Below are 19,261 nucleotides of genomic sequence, written 5' to 3'. Positions count from 1 at the left end.
CGGCGGGCCCTCCCAAGCGCCCCCCCAGGATCACGAGCAGGAGCGCCGTCTGCACGCCCACCCACGCCAGGGCCGGGCCCAGCCTCAGGTGCATGGGCAACACGCCCGCCACCGCGACGAGGGGCGCAGCAGGGCGCGCAGCACGCCCTCGGGCGTTCCGGGCCCGGCGGGCGCGTCCCCCAGGGCGCGGGCGAGGAGCGCCCCCGGCTTCTCCCCCAGGCCCAGCCGGGCGGCGAGCGCGGCGGGGTCGGGGGCGGCCCCGAGGAGGGCGGCCCCGTACGCCTGCGGGGGCACCCACTGGCCCGCGTCCTGCCGGGCGTCGAGCGCCTCCAGCCGTTCGGGGACCCCCGGGGGCAACAATGCCCCCGCCCCCCACTCCTCCAGCACGCGGGCGGCGCGGCCCGGCCTCGGTTCCTCCAGCAGCAGGCGCAGTTCGGCGTGCAGGCGGGGGGGCTGCCCGGCCATGTCCAGCGCGCCCGGCACCTGCCGCAGCAGTTCGGGGTGGGGCGTGAGCCCGAGCCGCCCGGCAAGCCGCGCCCCCCGCACGAGGCGGCTCGCGTCCTCGTGGAAGGAGCGCGGGTGCAGGGGCCGCAGCGTCCGCGCCTCCAGGTCCCCCAGGCCGCCCACCTCGTCGAGGAGGGTGACGCTTCCGGCGGGGTCCACGAGCAGCGCGAGCGCGTTCAGCCCGAAGTCGCGCCGCCGCAGGTCGTCTCCCAACGTGCCGGGCTCGGGCACCGGGTTCTCACCCGGCACCGGGTAACTCTCCCGCCGCGCCCGCACGAGGTCGGCGCGGCGCCCATCCGGCAGGGTCACGGTCGCGTTCCCGAAGGCCGGGTGGACGAGGTGAGGCAGGCCCGTCCCCGCCGCGAGCGTCCCGGCCTGTGCGCCCTCCACCACCACGTCGAGGTCGAGCGGCGTCTCGCCGATCAAGGCGTCCCGCACCGCGCCGCCGACGAGGGCGACCCGCGCGTCCCCGCCCGCCCGCCGCGCGAGGGCCGTGAGCCACGCGCGGTCCTGCGCTTGCACCCGCTCCCACGCCCGGGCTGCGAGATCGCCGTCTTCCACCGTCATCGAAACGTTCTGGCGTTGGAGAGAACCCGCCCGACCCTCGGGGGCACCCTCTTCCCCGGCTGGTCGGTCCCGGTGGTCGGCGAGCGGCTGGCCCGGACGTGCGCGGGGGGAGGCGGCGACGCGAGGACCAGTCGGTTCATGGCGGCCATTATGCGTGTAGCCGTGCGCCGGGTGAGGCTCACCTTGAGGCTGTGTCCACGCTCGCCGCCGGATGCGAACGGCGCGGCAAGGACCCGCACCTTCGACCGGGTGCCCCCATGCCGACGCAGGCGGCGCGGGGCTGGCCCGCGGAGGCCCTGAACGTCACGGCGGCGGGAGAAGCTGTCAGAGAAAAGAGAGGCGGAACACGGGAGAGAAGGCCCGTGTTCCGTTCCTAAGGCTTTCTTCTGCGGGGCGCTCTTAAGCCTGCGCCCGCTCCGGCGCGGCGTCGAGGGTGGCGATCTCGGCGGGGGTCATCTGGTAGTGCTCGCCGCACCAGTGGCAGACGATCTCCTGCCCGCCCTCCTCGATCATCTCCCGCCGCTCGCCGGGCGCGAAGAACTTCAGGCTGTCGAGGGCCTTGCCCCGCGAGCAGCGGCACTGGAAGCGGGCGGCCTGCGCCCCCGGCGCCAGCGTCAGGTCCAGGCCCTCGGCGGCGGCCTGCATGGTCTCCAGCAGGCTGCCCCGCCGCAAGTGATCGGTGAGCTGCCCGATGGCGCGGATGTTCGCCTCCAGCCGGGCGAGCGTCTCGCCTTGCACGCCGGGCATCGCCTGCACGAGCAGGCCGCCCGCGCGGGCCACCCGGCCCCCCTCCTCGTACACGCCGAGCAGCACGGCGTTCGGAATCTGCTCGGACACGCCCAGGTAGGTGCTCACGTCCTCGGCGATCTCGCCGCTCACGAGTTCCACGCTGCCGGTGTAGGGCTCGCCGTTGTCGAGCAGCCGCGTGACCGCCAGCTCGCCCTCGGTGCCCACGATGCCGCTCACGTCGAGCTTGCCGTCACGCTCACGGACGGGCAGGTCGGCGCCGGGCTCGCGCACGTAGCCGCGCACCAGGCCGTCCGCGCTCCCCTCCGCGACGATCCAGCCCACGGGGCCGCCCCCCTGAATGCGCACGGTGACCCGGCTGTCGGGCTTCTTGCCCAGCACCACGGCGAGCAGGGCCGAGGCCGCCAGCGTCCGGCCCAGCGCGGCGGTCGCCGTCTTGCTGAGGTGGTGGCGCAGCCGGGCCTCTTCGACCAGGGCCGTCGCGTCGATGCCGACGAGGCGCAGGGTTCCGCCCGCCGCCGTGCCGCGCAACACGAAAGAATCCGCATGGGCGTTCAAAGTCATTAGGAAACCTTACACGAGCACACTCAAGGCGGCTGTGGGAGGGCTCGCATTCGGCGGGAGCCGGGCAGGAGAAGAGCCCGAGGAGCCTCGGCTGACAGTGATGTCCGACTCACCTTTCGTGAGCTTGGCACCCTCTGATTTCCGGCTGTCTCCCTTACTCACAAATCTTGAACGGAACAGGGAAAAGCACTCACGAGTGGCCCCTACCCTGACGCATCAAGCCCGTCCACCCCGGCGGCCCTTGCCACGAACCCTTCGCTCGAACCGTGTGTCTGGCTACACGAGCGCCCCCAGGAGCCACCATGAAGAATTCCCTTTCCCTCCGCGCCGCCGCCCTCGCCACGCTCGCCCTGGCTCTGGCGGCCTGCGACAACCGGAACGCCAACAATAACAGCGGCACCACGTCGGCGGGCGGCGGCACGTCCACGGCGAGCGGCGCGACCGGCACCCTCGTCGTGCAGGAGAGCGCCGACATCCCCACGCTCGATCCGGGCACGACGTACGACACGTCGAGCGGGCAGGTTGTCGAGAACCTGTATGAGACGCTCTTGACGTACCAGGGAAGCAGCCTCTCGGACCTGCGGCCCCTGCTCGCCACCGAGTGGAGGGCGGCCAATGACGGGCGCGAGTACCGCTTCACCCTGCGGGAAGGCGTGAAGTTCCACTCGGGCAACGACTTTACGTGCGCCGACGCCGAGTACACCTTCCGGCGCAACCTCGTGACGAACACGAGCGACAGCGGCAACTGGTTTCTCTCGGAGAGCCTGCTCGGCACCGGCAGCAACGCCAACGACGACTCCAGCATCACCTGGGAGCGGATCACGAACGCCGTAAAGTGCGACGGCGGGACCCTCGTCTTCACGCTGCCCAAGGTGGACCCGGCGTTTCTCTCCAAGCTCGCCTACACCGGCCAGAGCATCGTGGACAGCGAGCACGCCAAGAAAATCGGTGAGTGGGACGGCACCGAGGCGACTTGGAAGGCGGCGGTGGGCCAAGACCTCACAGGCAGCCCCCTCGCGCAAAACCCCAGCGGCACGGGCGCGTACCGCTTTCTCCAGAAGACCTCCAGCGCCCTGACCGCCGAGGCCTTCGCGGACTACTGGGGTGAGAAGGCGAAGATCAAGAACGTGATCATCCAGGTCGTGCCCGAGCAGGCGGCGCGGCAGCAGGCCTTTTTGCGCGGTGACGCCGACCTGATCGAGACGGGTGGGCGGCCCATCGTGGAGGAGCAGCTTCGCGGCCAGCCGGGGGTCGCCGTCCTCGACGACCTGCCCGACATCAGCGCCTTCGGCATCTCGATGAACCAGAACATCAAGGACGCCTCGCTGCTCGGGAGCGGTCAGCTCAACGGGCAGGGCATCCCGGCCAACTTCTTCAGCGACGTGGACGTGCGGCGCGGCTTCGTGGCCTCCTTCGACGTGCCCACCTACATCGAGGAGGTGCAGGGCGGCAAGGGCGAGGCGCGCAACTTCCTGCTCCCCGACACCTTCCCGGGCTACGACCAGAGCCTCGCGGCGCCGGAGTTTAACCTCGATGCCGCCCGGCAGGCGTTCCAGCGGGCGTGGGGGGGCCGGGTGTGGCAGCAGGGCTTTACCCTGACCGCCACCTACCGCGCCGGGAGCGTGCCCGCCCAGACCGCGATGGAGCTGCTCAAGCGCAACATCGAGTCGCTGAACCCCAAGTTCCGGGTGAACATCCAGAGCAAGCAGTGGAGCGAGATCCTCGAGGACGGCGGCGCCGGGCGTGAGGTCATGATCATCACGGGCTGGGCCCCCGACTACGCCGACGCCGACAACTTCGTCCACACCTTCTACGCCAGCGACGGGTACTACCAGCCCCGGCTGAACTTCAAAGACGCGCAGATCGACGGCTGGATTGGGGAGGCGCGCACGATCACCGACGCCGAGCGCCGCAATGAGCTGTACGGCCAGGTCGCCCGCCGCGCCCTCGATCAGGCCTACTACGTCCTGATGCCGAGCAACCCCGGCATCCTCGCCTACCGCGACAACCTTCAGGGCATCAGCCGCGAGACCTTCAATCCCATGCTCGCCTTCCGCACCGGGACCTACTGGAAGGACCTCAGCAAGTCGTAAGCCGCCTGTCTCCCCGGGGCCGCATTCCGCGCGTGGATGCGGCCCCTCTTCCGTGCCCGCGCGGGTATCCTGCCTCCATGCTCGACCGCGACACCTCCTCCGTCCACGGGCGGCCCATCACCTTGCTCCTGGTGGACGACCACCCCGTCGTCCGCAAGGGCACCCGCGAGCTGCTGGAGGGCGAAAGCGACCTGCGCGTGCTGGGCGAGGCCGACAGCGGCGAAGACGCCGTGCTCAAGGCCCGGGCCCTGCACCCCGACGTGATCCTGATGGACGTGTCCATGCCGGGCATGAACGGCATCGAGGCCACCCGCGTCATCAAGGCCGAGCGGCCCACCGTGGGCGTCCTCGTGCTGACGAGCTACGACGACGACGCCTACGTCTTCGCGCTGCTGGAGGCGGGGGCCGCCGGGTATCTGCTCAAGAATGCCAGCGAGGACGACCTGCTCGGCGCGGTGCGGGCGGTCGCGGCGGGGGAGAGTGCGCTGCATCCTTCCGTCGCCCGCAAGGTGCTCGAACGGTTCAGCGCGCAGCAGACGCCGACGCCGCCGGAGGACGCGCTCAGCCCCCGCGAGCTGGAGGTGTTGCGGGTGGCGGCCACGGGTCGCACGAACAAGGAGATCGCCCGGGACCTCGACATCAGCCCGCGGACGGTGCAGGTTCACCTCGCCAACATCTTCTCGAAGCTGGGGGTGGGGAGCCGGACGGAGGCGGTGCTGTACGGGATCAAGCGGGGGTGGATTGATCCGAAGACGGTGTAAGGGTTTTGGGGCTGGGCATCGTGCCACGGTTTACCCCCACCCCCCTGCCCCCTACCCCCAGGGGGGGCAGGGGGAGCGGCGCTGCGCTCGGCAAGGGCACACGGGCGGCGCGGGTGGTCGGGTCTTTCCCAGCGCAATGTTGGATCTTGTCGCGTCCCAGTCGTGGGCCCACCGTCTCGCTGCGCGAGCCGACGTGGTTGTGGGCCTGGACCGTCCACCCTCTACCACCCATCGGGCGTCCGGAGAGACGTTTTGAACAGTGCAACAGCTTCCGCTTCTTATCTCCCTCTCCCCTTGCGGGTGACTCGAAGAGCCGCGGAGCGGAGGGTTGGGGTGAGGGGGCGTGTGACCACCTCCCATGCCCTGTCCCGCCCAACACGCTGTCTTTTTGCTCCTCCCCCTTGTGGGGGAGGTTGGGAGGGGGGTAAACCGCAACCTCCCCCAGCGCCCCCAAACCCCCATACCCTGTCCCCAACCCGCCCACGCTCTACCATCTGCTCAACCCCCGCCTTCCCTCACTCCCCATGACCCTCCCCCCCTTCCCCCCCGACCTCAGCGCCGCGCCCACAGTTCGTGCGTTCGGCGCCGCCCTGGCCGAGTTCGCCTGCCGGACGGTGCGGGCGCACGGCGTCCAGGTGTGGGCGGTGGTGGGCGGTTCACTCGCCGTGGTGGGGGAGGAGGGGCGGGGGCTGGGGCTGAGTGACGGCACGCTGGCCGCCCGCTCGCTGGCGCAGGGGGGGCGGCTGGAGGAGGGGATGCTCGCCTGCGTGCCCTTCGGGGGCGGGGTGCTCGAACTCGTGGGGGCGGACCCGGTGGGGGTGGAGGTCATGGCGGGACTCGCGCCGCTCCTGACCCTCGCGCTGGAGGGGGTGCAGGCGCGGGAGGCGCGGCGTGGGCAGGGGCGAATTGCCGAGACGGTGGAGCGGCTGGTGCGGCGGCTGGGGGGGAGCCTCGACCTCGCGGAGGTGCTGACGGCGACGGCGGAGAGTGCCGCGCTGGCGCTGGGTTTCGGGCGGGCCTTCGTGGGCCTGTTCAGCGAACTGGGCGAGGACGGGGCGCGGACGGGGGAGGTGTTCACCCACGGCCTGGGTCCCTCCTTCACGGGCGGGATCGGGGTGGGGCCGGTGTCCCTCGGGCGGCTGACCGGGCGCGGCGAGGTGATCCTTTTCGAGAAGGCGCGGGACGCGGGCACGCCGCTGGGGGCCGGGCTGGCGGAACTCGACCCGGAGGTGGCCCTGATCGCGCCGCTGACCGCCCGGGGCCGCCCGCTGGGGCTGCTCTACGTGGACAGCCGCTCGCCGGGAGCCCGCGTGACCGAGGACGACACCCGCCTCGTGCTCGCCCTCGCCGAGCAGGCGTCCCTCGCCATCGACAACGCGCGGCTCTACGGCATCGAGACCCGCAAGCGCGAGGCCGCCGAGGCGCTGCGCGAGGCGGGCGCGGCGCTGGCCGGGAGCCTGCACCTCAGCGACACGCTGGAGCGCATTCTGGAGCGGGCCACCGCCCTCTTCGGCGCCGACGCGGCGGGCGTGTACGAGCTGCAACCCGACGGGCGCACCCTCAACATCCGCAGCGCGGTGGGCCTTCCCAGCGAATACGTCCTGCGGGTGCGGGCCAAGGTGGGGGCGGGCGTGACCGGGCGGGCCGTCGAGCGGCGCGAGATCGTCACGGCGCTCGACCTCAACACCGCGCACCTCGGCGGGGGGAGCCGCTACACCCGGCAGCTCCTCGCCCAGGGCCGCTACCCGTACCGCGGCGTGATCGGCCTGCCGCTGGGCACGCGGGCGAGCGTGTTCGGGGCCCTGACCCTGTACTGGAAGGCCCCCCTTCCCCTCGACGCGGACGACCTCGCCCTGACGGAGGTGTTCGCCGCGCAGGCTTCCCTGGCCATCGAGAACGCCCGCCTGTACGAGGAGGAGCTGCGCCGCGAGCGCGAGGCCGCCGTGCTGCTGAACGTCGGTCGCCTGCTGGGCGAGGACCAGAGCGACCGCGCCCTGGCCGAGGCCGTCCGGCTCGCCACCCTGGCCCTGAATGCCGGGCGCGGGTTGATCGCCCTGACAGGGGGGGAGACGGGCGAGGTCTCGTGGAGCGCGGGCTTCAACCTGCCGCCGCTCACCCCCGCCGACCTCGCGGGGCTGCTCGCGCAGGTCGGGCGCGGTCCCCGGCCCCTCAGCCGCCGCTACGCCCTGCCGGGGGCGGGAAGCGCCCTGATCGTGCCCCTGCGCGGCGGGGCGGGCGCAGACACGGTGCTCGGCTTCCTCTACGCCGACGACCCGGGGGCGGAGGCCCCCAGCGACCGCGTCCTGCAACTCGCCCGCAGCGTCGCCGACCAGATGGCGCTGACGCTGACCCGCGAGCGTCTCCTCGCCGCCCTCGCCCGCGAGGAGGCCCGCTACCGCCAGCTCGCGGAGGGCGCCCACGACCTGATCCTGAGCGCCGACCCCTCGGGCACCGTCACCTACGCCAATCCCGCCGCGACCCGCCTCCTCGCACCGCTCACCGGGCCGCTCGTCGGCGCCTCGCTACTGCATCTCGCCACGCCCGCCTCCCGGCCCGCCCTGCAAGCCGCCTGGGACGCCGCCCACACCCACCCCGCCGGGGGTCGCGCGGAGATCGAGGTCGCCGGGTACCGCCTGGAGGTGCGGCTGAGTGCCGTTCGGCCCGGGGGTGTGCTCCACGGCGTGCTGACCGTCGCCCGTGACCTCTCGGAACTCCAGACGCTCGCCGACGAGATTCAACGGCGCGGGCAGGCGCTGGAGGCCGCGACGAGCCGCACGCTGGAGCTGCGAAGCTACCTCACCTTATTTACCCAGGCGCAGGAGGAAGAGCGCCGCCGCATCAGCCGCGAACTCCACGACGACACGGCGCAGGTGCTCGTCGCCACCACCCGCCGGGTCGCCCGCCTCGCCCGCGAGCTGGGGGGCGAGCAGCGGGCGCGGGCGGACGACATCCTGGGAGACCTCGGCGCCGCCATCGAGAGCGTGCGCCGCTTCGCCCGCAACCTGCGCCCCAGCGTGCTCGACGACCTCGGGCTGCTTCCAGCGCTCGAATGGCTCGTCTCGCAGGCGCAGACGGACGCCCGGCTGGAGGTCAGCGGGGCCGAGCGGCGGCTCGCGCCCGCCCTCGAACTCACGGTGTTCCGGCTGGCGCAAGAAGCCCTGACGAACGTGGACCGGCACGCCCGCGCCGCGAGTGCCGCCATCCGCGTCGGCTTCGAGGAGGACGGGGTGCGCGTGGCGATCAGCGACGACGGCCAGGGCTTCACCCAGGCGCAGGCGCAGGCCCGCGCCCAGGAGGGCCACCTGGGCCTTCTCGGCCTGCGCGAGCGCGTGACCCTCGCCGGGGGAGAGCTGGAGGTGGACAGCGAGCCGGGGCGCGGCACGACGCTGAGGTTCAGGCTGCCGGGGTGAGGCAGAAGGTTTGCTCTTGTTTGAGGAGTTGTGCCACACCCATCCTGTTTAACAACCCCCATTTGGGGGCCCCGATATGCGGCAAATTCGCTCTCGGTTGGAGGAGCTGTGCGTTACTTTTAAATGGCATGAGAAAGCTGCTACTGCTGGCCCCGGTCCTCGCTCTTGCTTCCTGCGCTCCCACACAGGCGCAGAAGCCTATGAATTACGTCGCCACCTCTGCGGAGGTAACTGCGGCCATCGCTGAAATCGGCCCGGCGCTGAACGTGGGAGGATCGACCAACTATTTCAGTGTTGCCGAGAGGACGCCTACTCAGGTGGTCTTGAAGAGCCCAGCTCTTCCCGGTTTGGGTTCTAACATCCAAGTAACCTTTACGGCGCTCCAATCTGGGAACACGACGATGGTCATGCATACCTATAAAGGTAGCCTGATGGAAGTGCGTGCAGACTCCCCCACCGATCAGAGCGTTAAGGAAGTGTACACGAAGCTGAGCCAAAAGTTTCAAATGGCCCCCTGATTCTCTGAGGGACCTGCCTTCCATATTGTGTCGAGAATTTATTCTTCTGTAAAAATATGAAGGCGCCCTGGCTTTCGCTGGGGCGCCTCTCTTTTTCCTGACTGCTGGTCGCTGACGGCTAAGAGCTGACCGCTCCCCCCCCTACCTCGCAAACAGCCGGTACGTCACCCCGAACCGGAGCTTCGTGCTGTCCTCGTCGTTCTGCACGCCGAGGCTCACGCTGGCGCGGCGGCCCAGGTTGTAGGCGGCGCTGAAGCTGGGGCGCACCGACTCCAGGCTCAGGCCGCTCAGCGGCGTGCTGACCTTGAAGGTCACCCGTCCGTCCGGCGTGCTGTAGGTGGCGTCGAGCAGGCCCTGACCGCTCAGGTCTACCTGATACTGGAGGTACAGGTCGCGCGTGAGGTACGAGCCCAGGGTGAGGGTCGCGCCCAGCGTGCCGTCGTCCACCGAGAGGTTCGGCGTGAGGCGGAACACGTCGAGGCCGAGGGCTCGGGCCACGTTGCGCTCGATCTCACCGAGGACGAAGACGTTCAGGGCCGTTTGCAGGGCCGAGGTGCCCAGGGCGGCGAGGTTGCCCGGCAGCGCCTCCAGGTTGGGCACCCCGGTGGCGACGAGGGCGTAGAGCTGCGCTTCCGTGTAGGGGTTGCCCGTCACGGGGTCCACGCAGGCGTTGCCGGGCGCCGTGCAGTTCAGGTTGGTCTGGAGGTCGAGGACGCTCTCGCCGTTTTGCAGGGTGCGGAAGCTGCCCCCCACGTTCAGCGTGACGGGCACCTGCTGCCCCGAGGTATTCGACCGCACCGTGCCCGCCGCGACCACGTTGAAGCTGGGGTACACGCCTTCGCCAGGGAAGGTCACCCGCCCGGTCCGCAGGGCGAACTCGTTCTCCCGCAGGAAGAGGGTGCCGCGCTGGGCCAGGATGTCGCCGCGCAGCCGGGGCCTTGCTCCCGTGCCCGAGACGACGAGGTTGCCCGTGAACTCCGCCCGCGCGAGCGCCTCGTCCACCCGGATGCCGTTGGGCGCGCGGATCGGGATGTCCTCGAAGACCAGCCGCTCCAGGAAGGGCCGGGCCGGGCGCCGCTCGGGGGTCTGGGCTTCCTCCTGCTGCGGCTGCGGGAAGGTCTGGTACTGCTCGGGCAGCGGGCTGGGGAAGTTGTCGGTCGTCCGCCCGTTGGTGCCGGGGGCTGTGCCCCCGCTCGTGCTCTGCCCGGGAGCCGGGATCGTCGTCGCCGTGTCCGGGCGCCCGAGCGTCAGGCGCAGGAAGTTCGCCGCCCCGCTCACCCGCACGAGCGAGCCGTCGTCCACGAGGCGCAGGTCGGCGTTCAGGAGGCTGTCTCGCGCGTAGATCAGCGCCAGCGGCAGGTCGTAGTTGCGGGCGGTGAGGGCGAGGTCGAGCCTCGGCGTGAGGGCCCCCGTGACGTTCAGCACCCCCGCCGGGTTCGTCGCAGTCGCGGCGCTGCGGCTGCGGGCGTCCACCGTCCAGCGTGTCTCGGTCGTCTGCGTCACGGTGACGGTCGTATTCGGGAGCGGCCCCAGCGCCTGCGGGGCGAGCAGGCCGGTGAAGGTCGCCCGCGTGCCCGAGAGCCTGCCCAGCGTGAGCTGTCCGCGCACGTCCAGGGAGCCGTCGCTGCCCACCGTGCCGCCCGTGAGCACCCGTCCGCCCGCCGTGAAGGCGCCGGAGTCGGGGAGGTCGCCCGCGAGGGTGGGAATCTGGAGGCTCAAGCCCGCCAGCGAGCCCACGAGGTTCTGTGCGCGCAGCAGCCCGCGCGGGCGGTCGTAGGTCCCCGCCGCCGAGAGGGTCAGGCTGCCCTTGAGGCTGGGGGTGAGGTCGGCCAGCCCGGGGATCAGCCGCAGGACCGGGGTGAAGGTCGTGTCCCGGAACTGGGCGGACAGGTCCACCCGAGAGCGCGTGTACCCGCCCCGCACGTCCCAGGTGCCCGCCCCGCCGAGCTGGATGTTCACGTTCCGCAGCTCGCGCGCGGCGTAGTCGAGCGTCCCGGTGCCCGTCAGCGTCTCTGTCACCGCGCCTTCGCCCATGCCGCTCGTGGCCGTCACCCGGATGCGCTCGGCGACGACGGTCGCGTTGCCCGCCAGCGGATCGGCGAGGGGCACCTGGAAGCGGGCCACGCCCGTCACCACGCCCTCGCCCACGGGAGTGCCCGCGAAGGCCCCGGCGACCGCCCCGAGCGGGAGGGCTTGCAGGGTCGCCCGGCCCGAGAGGACCCCGTTCGTCAGCGAGGCGAAGAAGTCGGTCTCGCCCAGGAAGCCGCGGATGCGCCAGTCGCCGCCGCTGAGCGTGCCCTCGACGCGCGCCCCAAGCGCTTTTTGCGCGATCTGGAGGGCCGGGCTGCTCAGCACCACTGTGCCGCCGCCGTCTTGCAGGGTGGCCTCGCCGTTCACGCGGCCCGAGAGGCCGGGGGCGATCCTCAGGCCCGCCACGTCCACCCCGTCGAGGACCGCCCGCACCCGGTAGCCCTCCCCGGTGGGCCGCACGGCGACCACGCCCTCCAGGGTGGGCAGGAGGTCCGCCAGGCCGCCCTGCGCGCTCACCCGGGCCTCGCCCATGTCGTTCCCGGCGGTGAGGTCGGCCCCGAAGGTCTGCCCGCCCAGCGTGACGCGCCCCTCCAGCCGCACGTCCTGCCCGAGGGCCTGGAGGGGGTAGCGGGCAGCGGTGACGCCCCCGTTCAGGCCCGCCGTCCCCGCCGTGACGTTCGCGGTGAGGGTGCCCCCGTCCCGCGCGACCGTGCCCGTCAGGTTGCCCGTCCAGCCCGCCGCCGCCTGGGTGGCACTGAGATTCACCACGCCCGCTGGAAGGGTCGCGGTCGCCCGCACGCGCGGTTTGCCGCCCGTCAGCGTCACGTCCGCCGCGATGTCGCCGTCGAGCGCCACCCCCAGGTAGGGCACGGTGAGGTCGGTCTTCACGCCCGCCGCGCGCAGGGTGAGACTGCCGTCCTGGGTGTCCGTGCTCACCGCGCCGCTGGCGGTCAGCAGGCCGCTCACCCGGGGAATGGCGAGGCGGGCGAGGTCGAGGCCGGGGAGGTTCGCCCGCACGGTGCCGTCTTGCCAAGTGAGGGTGCCCGACTTCTGCCCGTCCGTCACGCCCAGGGTGGCCGCGCGCAGCCCCGCCGTGCCCGACGCGCGCCACTCGCCCCGGCGCACGTCGAGGGTCAGGCGCGGATCGGCGAGCGGCCCGGTCGGCGTCACGTTCAGGCTGAGTTCGGGACGGGTCAGGGAGGCCGTGCCCAGCCACCTCCACTCGCCGCGCTCGTCCGGGCGAAGTTCCAGCACGCCGCTCGCGGTGGCGCCGGGGCCGTCCACGAGCCGGAGTTGCACGACCGCCGCGTTCGCCACCAGCCGCGCGCCCGCCCCGAGGAGCCCCGCCTCGCCCGTGACGAGGGGCCGCCCGAAGGGGCCGCTCACCCTCAGCGTGGCCGGGTCGGTGAGCACGCCCCCGGGGCCGCCCGTCACCCGGGCCGTGCCGCGCCAGCCCAGCCGCTGGCTCGCGTTCAGGTCGAGGGCCGCGCGCAGGCCCTGAGCCCCCACGGTCCCCACCGCCATGAGCGCCCCGTCCCGGTACGTGGCCTGAACGTTGCCGTCCAACGCGCCGCTGGCACTCACGGTGAGGTTCGCGGTGCCGTCCAGCCCCGCCGTCCCGCTCGCGCGCAGGGTCGCCCCCGCCGCGCCCGCCGCGAGGCCGTTGAGGGTCAGCGTCCGCCCCTCCAGCGTGGCGACGGTGACCCCCGCCTGGGCGAGGGTGCCGCGCAGCCCGCTCGGGGTGCCCGCGAACGTCCCGGTCGTGTCCGCGAGCCGCACGCCGGAGACCTGGGCGTCCCGGGTGGTCAGGGTCGCCCCAAGACGCGGCGCGGCGAGCGTGCCCGCCAGCGTCACGTCCGCCGTCGCCGTGCCCGTGCCGTTCACGAGGGCGAGGGGAGTCAGCCGCAGGATTCCGGCGAGCGCGGGCACGAAGCCCTGCCCGGGGGTCAGGGTGAGACGGCCCGCGCCGAGACGCCCGGCCCCGACTGTGTACCCGCCCTGCCCGTCGCCCGTCAGGGTCACCGGGTCGGGCAGGCCGGGGACCGTAGCGGTCGCCTCACCCGTCAGACGCGGCCACGCGCCGCCCAGGTCGAGGCGGACGGTGGTTCCTCCCTGCCGCGCCGTGCCGTACACGCGCCCCTGCGCGCTGCCCGCGGCGAGGTCGAGGTCGGTGAGGTCGGCGTACACGATGCCGTCCCGGTCCTGCCCCTTCAACGTGACGCGGGCGTTCGCGCTCGCCTCCCGCAGCGGTCCCGAGAGCGCCACCCGGGCGTCGAAGTCGTCGGCAAGGGCCGTGACGCTCCCCGCGACGAGCGCGTCTCGCACCGGCCCGGTCAGCGTCAGGTTCCCGCCGACGACCCCTGCCCCGAACGCCCGGGCGTTCACGTCCCGCGCCGTGACCCGCACGCCCGCCGGGAGGGAGCCGTCCGCCCGCAGCACGCCGCCGCGCAGGCTGCCGGAGAGGGCCGTCTCCAGCACGTCGGGCTGGCCCGGCTGCCGCGAGTAGGTGGCGCTCCCGTACAGGCTGAAAGGTCCCACCGTCTCCTGCTCGCCCTTGAGCGCGAGGGTGCGGGCCTCCACCCGCTCGGGGCCGCCCGCCAGCGTGCCGGAGGCGCGCACGGTGCCCGCCAGCGTCAGGGAGTCCACGTCCCACGCGGGGGGCAGCAGCCGGGCGAGCCGTACGGTGTCGGCGCGCAGGGTGGCGTTGTAGCGCCCGTTCGTCAGGGTGGCGCCGCCCGCCAGCCGCGCCCCCGCGAGGCGCAGGCTGATGTTCCCGGCGGCGTAACTCGCCCCCAGGTCGCCGCTCAGGTCGCCGAGGGTGTCCTGCAAGCGGCCCGCGAAGGTCGCCTGGAAGGCCGTCCAGCTCGGCCCGGCCAGGGTCGCCCGCCCGGTCACCCGGAGCTGACCCGCGCGGCCCCACAGTGCCCCCGCGTCCAGCGCGGCGAGGTCGAGCGTGCCGCCCGGACGGAAGGGGAGGCTCGCCGGGAACGTGCCCGTCACCCGCGCCGGGCCGATGCCGCCCGCGAGCGCGAGCGTGCCCGCGCCCGTCAGCCGCGCGTCGAGCGCCCCGCCGGGGACGTTCCCGCTCGCCCGCAGGTCGCCCAGCCAGCCGCGGCGGGCGTTCCAGCCCGTCACCCCGTCGAGCCGGACGCGCGTGTCGCCGGAGAGGAAGGAGGTGTGGACGTTCAACCGCCCGTCCTGCAAGCCGCCCAGCGCGTTCGCCCCGAGCTGCCCGCGCAGGGTGCCCGCCAGCGGCTCGCCCGTGAAGGTCATCTTCCAGTCCCGGCCCAGCAGCCGCGCGGTGAGGGCCGACCCGCCCGCCTGGAGGCCGCTCGCCCCGCTGACCAGGGTGCCCTGCGCCCGCACGTCGGGCTTGGAGAGGGCGCCGCTCGCCTGCACGGTGTAGGTGCCCGGCAGAGAGTCCCGCAGGGTCGCCCTCGCGCTGAGGTTCAGGGTAGGGAAGACGGGTCCGCTCGCGCGCACGGTCCCCAGGGTGCCCGGCAGGGTCGCCGTCGCCCCCCTCAGCCGCAGCACGCCGCCCGTGTAGGTGGCGGGGGCTCGGAAGGCCACGCCCGCGACCTCCCCGTCCGCGTTCACCCGCAGGTTGGCGAGGTTGCCCGTGACGGTGCCGCTCACGTTCCCGTCCGTGCCCGCCAGCGCCCGCAGGTCGGGGGCGGTGAAGGCGCCCTGCACCCGCCAGTCGGCGCCCGCCCGGCTCAGGCTGAGGTTGACGCTCGTCCCACTGACAATCGCATTCAGGGTGGCCGCCGCGCTCGGCCCGGTCAGCGTCCGCCCGCTGGCGGTCAGGTCTAGGGCGCGGCCCCGATACGTTCCGGCGGCGCGCAGGGTCAGCGTCTCGGCGGCGTTCCCGCTCAGGGTGCCCCGCACGCCGTCCACCGCGAGCGCCGCGTTCGCCTGCGGGTAGAGGGGACCGCGCACCCGCACGCTCAGCCCGGCCAGATTGCTCGTCAGGTCGGCGCCGAGTTGCCCGCCCGAGAGCGTGACGGTTCCGATGGCCCGCTGCCCGGACGCCGCGAGGTTCACCCGCGCCCGCCCGTTCGCCCGGCTGAAGTCGAGATTCGGCACCCGCAGGTCCGCCGTCACGGTGCCCGTCGCCTGCACGAGGGGCCGCAATGCCCGCGCGTCGAGGAGGGCGCCGTCCACCGTCAAATTCCGCCCGTCGTAGCGCACGGGGATGCGCGTGCCGGGGTGGGTCAGCGTGCCGGCGGCGGTCACGCCGTTCCGCCAGCCGACGCGCGCGTTCAGGCTCAGGGGCTCGCCCAGGTAGCGGGTGCCGCGCGTGGTCAGGGTCGCGCCATTCGGGCTGAGTGTCGCCACCAGTTGCCCCGGCACGATCTCCCGGCGCACCTCGGCGGGCAAGGAGGCGAGGGCGGGGGAGAGGCTCGTCGTCAGTGTGCCCCCCAACTCCGGGAGCAGCGTTACCCGTCCGGCGACTGGACCCGAGGGCACGGCGGCGAGGCCCGCCCCACTCCCGACGAGACGCACCGTCCCCGCCCGCCCGCCCAGCGCGTAACGGACGTTCACGCCGCCGCCCCAGTTCCCGCCGAGGTACGTCAGGCCGCCCACGTTCGCCCGCGCGCCGGTCAGCGAGGCGGTGAGGGGGAAGACCTGGGCGGGTACAGTCACGCGCGCCTGCCCCGAACCGAAGCTCTGCGCGTTCAGCCGCAGCGAGCCCCGCAGGTTCGCCACGCCGCCCGTCGCGTCGGCGGTGACGTAGGGGCCGCTCACGCGCACCCGCAGGTCCTCCAGGGTGGCGGGCAGCGTCAGCCGTCCCCGCGCGGTGACGGTGTGGCCCGCGATCTCTCCGCTCGCGTCCACCCGCCCGTTCCGCGCGTTCAGCCGCAGCGGACCGGCGCTGAGGTCCCCGGAGAGCACGCCGTCCCGCGCGGTGAGGGTGCCGTTGAGCCGTTGTCCGGCCAGCGTCAGGCCGCCCGACTGCACGTCGAAGTCGGAAAAGCCCCGCAGGGTCACCCGCGCCGAGCCGCCCGCCCCGTCGAAGACGTTCACGGTGCCGCGCGGCTCGGTGCCCGTGCCCGTGACCCGCCCGTCCACGAAAAGGCCCGCGACCGGACCGCGCACGTTCAGGTCGTATCTTCCTTCGGGGAGCGCCGCCGTGCCCGTGGCCTGGAGACCTTCGGCGTCGGTAAGACGGACGTTCAGGTTGCTCCAGGGGCCGCGCAGGGCCACGGTGTACTGGTCGAGGACGCCGCTCGCGTTCACGCTGCCCCGGAAGCCCGGCCCCCAGGTCGCGCTCCCCCGCACCTGCCCCGCCTGCCCGAAGGCGGTGAGGGCTTGTCTCCCATCCACGCTCAGCAGGCCCGTCCGCGCGTCGTACCGCGCCCGCAGGTCGCCCCAGGTGCCGCTCGCCGTGAGGCTCGGGGTGAGGGTGCCCGCGACATCGATGGGCTGGCCGGGAATCGTCACGCCCGAGAAGGAGAGGGGACCCGTGCGGCCCGTCAGCCGCGCCCGCAGGTTGCCGTACTCGCCCGAGAGCGAGGCGTTCAACGTCTGCCCCTGCCAGGAGGCGGTGCCGCCCGCCTGCACGTTCGGGAAGACGCGCCCGGCGAGGTTCGCCACCGCGTCCGCGTAGGTCACCCGCAGGTCGGCGTTCACGGGACCACCCGCCCGCGTCAGCGTCCCGCGCACCGCCGCGCCCGCCGCCGTGGCATTCACCCGAGCCGTGCCGCCCTGCCCCGCGAGCGCGAGGTCGAGGGTGCCCCCCAGATCGTCCACGCCCACCAGGGGCCGCAGCGCGGCGAGGTTCACCCGCCCGGTCGCGTTCCAGTTCTGGCCGCCCAGCACCCCGCGCGCCGTCTCCCCGGCGGTCGTGAGGGTGAAGCGCACGCCGCCTTGCACGCTGAGCGTGCCCTGGATGTCGGCGCCCTGCACCCGCGCGGTCGTCGGGAAGCCCGCCCGCAGCCCCGTGTCGGCGAGCACCGTCACCCCGCCCGCCGTCCCCCGCAGGCTCGCCGAGTCGCCGCGCCCGGTGGCGGTCAGGTCGAAGCCGTTGCCGCTGGCCGTCAGCGTCCCCGTTGCCCGCAGGTCGGTCGTCACGGTCGCCGCGCCGTTCACCCGCACGCCGCCGAGGACGGGCAGGTCACGCGCGTTCAGGGTGAAGGCGCCCCCCCGCCACGTCAGCCGCTGTGCGCCCGGTGCGTAGGTGCCCTGCCGCCGCAGGTAGTTGACGCTCAGCGGCCCGCGCAGGGTGCCTTCCACGCCCGGCACGTTGGCGGCGAGCGTGCCCACCACGTCTCCGCCCGTCAGGTCGAGGGTCCCCGACCCGCCGAGGGTGACCCCCGCGCCCCGCAGGTCCCGCGCCGTCCACGCGCCCCGGAAGTTGCGGTCGAGGTCGAGCACGACGCTCCCGAGGTCGGCCTTCAACCCGTCGCGGTTCAGGCGCGCGGTCCCGGCGAGGGGGAAGGGTCCGGCCACCCCGTTCGTCACGGTCGCCCGCAGGTCGGAGGGCCTGCCGCTCAGCGCCACCCGCGCCCGCGCCGCCCCGTAGTCCGGGTTGAGGGTCGCCTCGATGGCCTGCGTGCCCAGGCTGAAGGTGCCCGCGGGGGGGCCGCCCAGCCCCCGCCCCGACAGGGTGAGGAGGTTCCGCGCGTCGATGTTCCCCGTCACGTCGAGGGGCCTTCCGGCGAACGTCCCCGCCCATCGCGCCCGCCCCTCCCGCCCGAAGGCCCAGCGCCCGGTGAGGGTCTGCTCGCCCGCGAGCGTCGTCCGCGCGCTGAGGGCGAGGTCGTTCGTCTGCCCGATCCTGTTTGGGCCCGTGGAGGCGTCGCGGTTGAGGTAGGTGTATTCGGCCTTCAGGTCGCGGAAGGGGACCCCCGCGAGGACGCCCGCGCCCTTGCCGTACGCCTTCACCCGCACGGTGCTCCAGCCGCCCGCGGTGACGCTCAGCTCCAGGTTGCCGCGCCCGGTGGTGCCCAGGGCCTGCGCGAGCCCCTCGACGGTCGGCGAGCCCTGCGCCGTCACCGTCCAGTTCTTCGCCGCCGTGTCCACCGCGCCGCGCGCGGTGATCGGGCCGTCCCAGCCCACGCCCGCGAGTTCGAGGGCGATCTTGTCTCCCCGGTGCGTGGCCGTCCCGCCGATGTTCCGCACCGTGACGAACCGCGCCTGCGGGACCCGGATGCTGCCGTCCGAAAGCCGCAGGTCGCCGCGCACCGGGCCGTCCCCGAGCAGGTAGCGCCCGGTGATGCGCCCGCCCGTCACCCCCGGCCAGTAGTGGTTGATGACCCGCGCGTCCGCGTCGAGTTCGAGGTCGAACAGGTTGCCCGCCCTTCCCTCGCGCACCCGCACGTCGGCGTTGAGCTCGCCCTCGTCCGTCCGCCCGCGCACGGCGAGCGCCCCGTTCGCGCCGGGCTGCACCCGGAAGGAGCCGTCGGGGATATTCACGCCCGAGCCGTCCACGTTCACCCGCGAGCGCTGCACGTCGAGGCCGCCCAGGACGACCTTCCAGCCGCCTCCGCCTTCCTCCTGCTGGCCGCCCCCCTGGCCCGAGAGGAGGTCTTTCAGCCGCAGGTTCACGGTTGCGTCCGAGACGGCCACGTTCAGCCGCACCGTCTTGTTCCTGAGGTCCACGCCCGCCACGCCCACGTCCGCCTGACCCGCAACCCCGTTCAGGCCCGGCAGCCGCACGGTCACGTCACGCAGGCTGGGGGCCCACAGGGGTCCGCCCAAGCCTCCGGCAGTCACCTGGGTCGTGTCGCCCGACAGTTGCTCCAGCGCCCACTGACCGAGCAGCCGGGGAGAGAGCCACGCGGCGAGCCCCACCAGCGCGGCGAGCGCGAGCAGCACCCACGGCCAGCGCCGCCTGGCCCGCCGACGTGGGGCGGGGGCGGGCGCACTCCGCTCGGGGGTCGGGGTGTCCGTCACGGGTGCCCCGCCGCCCGGGGGGTGCGGGCGGCTGATGGGTGCGGGCAAACATGAAGGGGGAAGAGGGCGGCGCGGACGGGCATCCCCGCAGTTTACCCCCCCCCGGGTGAGCCTCCCGGTAAAAACCTCACCGGACGGTCAGAAACGCACCCTCTCCCCCCCGCTGG

Annotated in this window: 7 protein-coding genes; 4 read left to right on the top strand and 3 right to left on the bottom strand. The window is 73.4% G+C overall.

All coding sequences use genetic code 11. From position 1 onward, the window contains the following. Nucleotides 1-84: 84 nt before the first annotated feature. Both A7B18_RS15215 and hslO read right to left on the bottom strand, forming a co-directional pair. Nucleotides 85-1,071: a tRNA nucleotidyltransferase/poly(A) polymerase family protein gene (locus A7B18_RS15215; protein WP_102127543.1), complete on the bottom strand. Its 987-nt coding sequence runs from the start codon at nucleotides 1,069-1,071 to the stop codon at nucleotides 85-87. A gap of 399 nt (nucleotides 1,072-1,470) precedes the next feature. Further along, entirely contained in the window at nucleotides 1,471-2,382 is a 912-nt protein-coding gene (gene hslO, locus A7B18_RS15210; RefSeq protein WP_102127542.1) for an Hsp33 family molecular chaperone HslO, read from the bottom strand. Between the two features lie 302 nt (nucleotides 2,383-2,684). On the opposite strand from hslO, the gene A7B18_RS15205 reads away from it, so the two are divergent. The 4 genes from A7B18_RS15205 to A7B18_RS21515 all read left to right on the top strand — a co-directional run bounded on the left by A7B18_RS15205 (nucleotide 2,685) and on the right by A7B18_RS21515 (nucleotide 9,164). Then, entirely contained in the window at nucleotides 2,685-4,475 is a 1,791-nt protein-coding gene (locus A7B18_RS15205) for an ABC transporter substrate-binding protein (protein WP_102127541.1), read from the top strand. Between the two features lie 77 nt (nucleotides 4,476-4,552). Beyond that, nucleotides 4,553-5,236, top strand: a complete 684-nt coding sequence (locus A7B18_RS15200) for a response regulator (RefSeq protein ID WP_102127540.1) — start codon at nucleotides 4,553-4,555, stop codon at nucleotides 5,234-5,236. A gap of 524 nt (nucleotides 5,237-5,760) precedes the next feature. Continuing rightward, nucleotides 5,761-8,646: a GAF domain-containing sensor histidine kinase gene (locus tag A7B18_RS15195; protein ID WP_102127539.1), complete on the top strand. Its 2,886-nt coding sequence runs from the start codon at nucleotides 5,761-5,763 to the stop codon at nucleotides 8,644-8,646. A 200-nt stretch (nucleotides 8,647-8,846) separates the two neighbouring features. Then, the gene (locus A7B18_RS21515) at nucleotides 8,847-9,164 is read left to right on the top strand and encodes a hypothetical protein (protein WP_146009555.1); all 318 of its coding nucleotides are present in this window, start codon (nucleotides 8,847-8,849) and stop codon (nucleotides 9,162-9,164) included. Between the two features lie 141 nt (nucleotides 9,165-9,305). Here the strand turns inward: A7B18_RS21515 and A7B18_RS15190 are convergent, their stop codons facing one another. Next, nucleotides 9,306-19,094, bottom strand: coding sequence for a translocation/assembly module TamB domain-containing protein (locus tag A7B18_RS15190; protein WP_245872909.1), 9,789 nt, complete (start codon nucleotides 19,092-19,094; stop codon nucleotides 9,306-9,308). Nucleotides 19,095-19,261 lie beyond the last annotated feature (167 nt).

The organism is Deinococcus planocerae, assembly GCF_002869765.1.
GTDB lineage: Bacteria > Deinococcota > Deinococci > Deinococcales > Deinococcaceae > Deinococcus > Deinococcus planocerae.
Note: the sequence above shows the minus strand (reverse complement) of the source record. Positions and strands in the feature narration are given on the sequence as shown.

Coding starts and splice junctions, on each gene's coding strand:
- A7B18_RS15200 (WP_102127540.1), top strand. CDS start 4,553: ATGCTCGACCGCGACACCTCCTCCGTCCACGGGCGGCCCATCACCTTG.
- A7B18_RS15195 (WP_102127539.1), top strand. CDS start 5,761: ATGACCCTCCCCCCCTTCCCCCCCGACCTCAGCGCCGCGCCCACAGTT.
- A7B18_RS15205 (WP_102127541.1), top strand. CDS start 2,685: ATGAAGAATTCCCTTTCCCTCCGCGCCGCCGCCCTCGCCACGCTCGCC.
- A7B18_RS21515 (WP_146009555.1), top strand. CDS start 8,847: ATGAATTACGTCGCCACCTCTGCGGAGGTAACTGCGGCCATCGCTGAA.
- hslO (WP_102127542.1), bottom strand. CDS start 2,382: ATGACTTTGAACGCCCATGCGGATTCTTTCGTGTTGCGCGGCACGGCG.
- A7B18_RS15215 (WP_102127543.1), bottom strand. CDS start 1,071: ATGACGGTGGAAGACGGCGATCTCGCAGCCCGGGCGTGGGAGCGGGTG.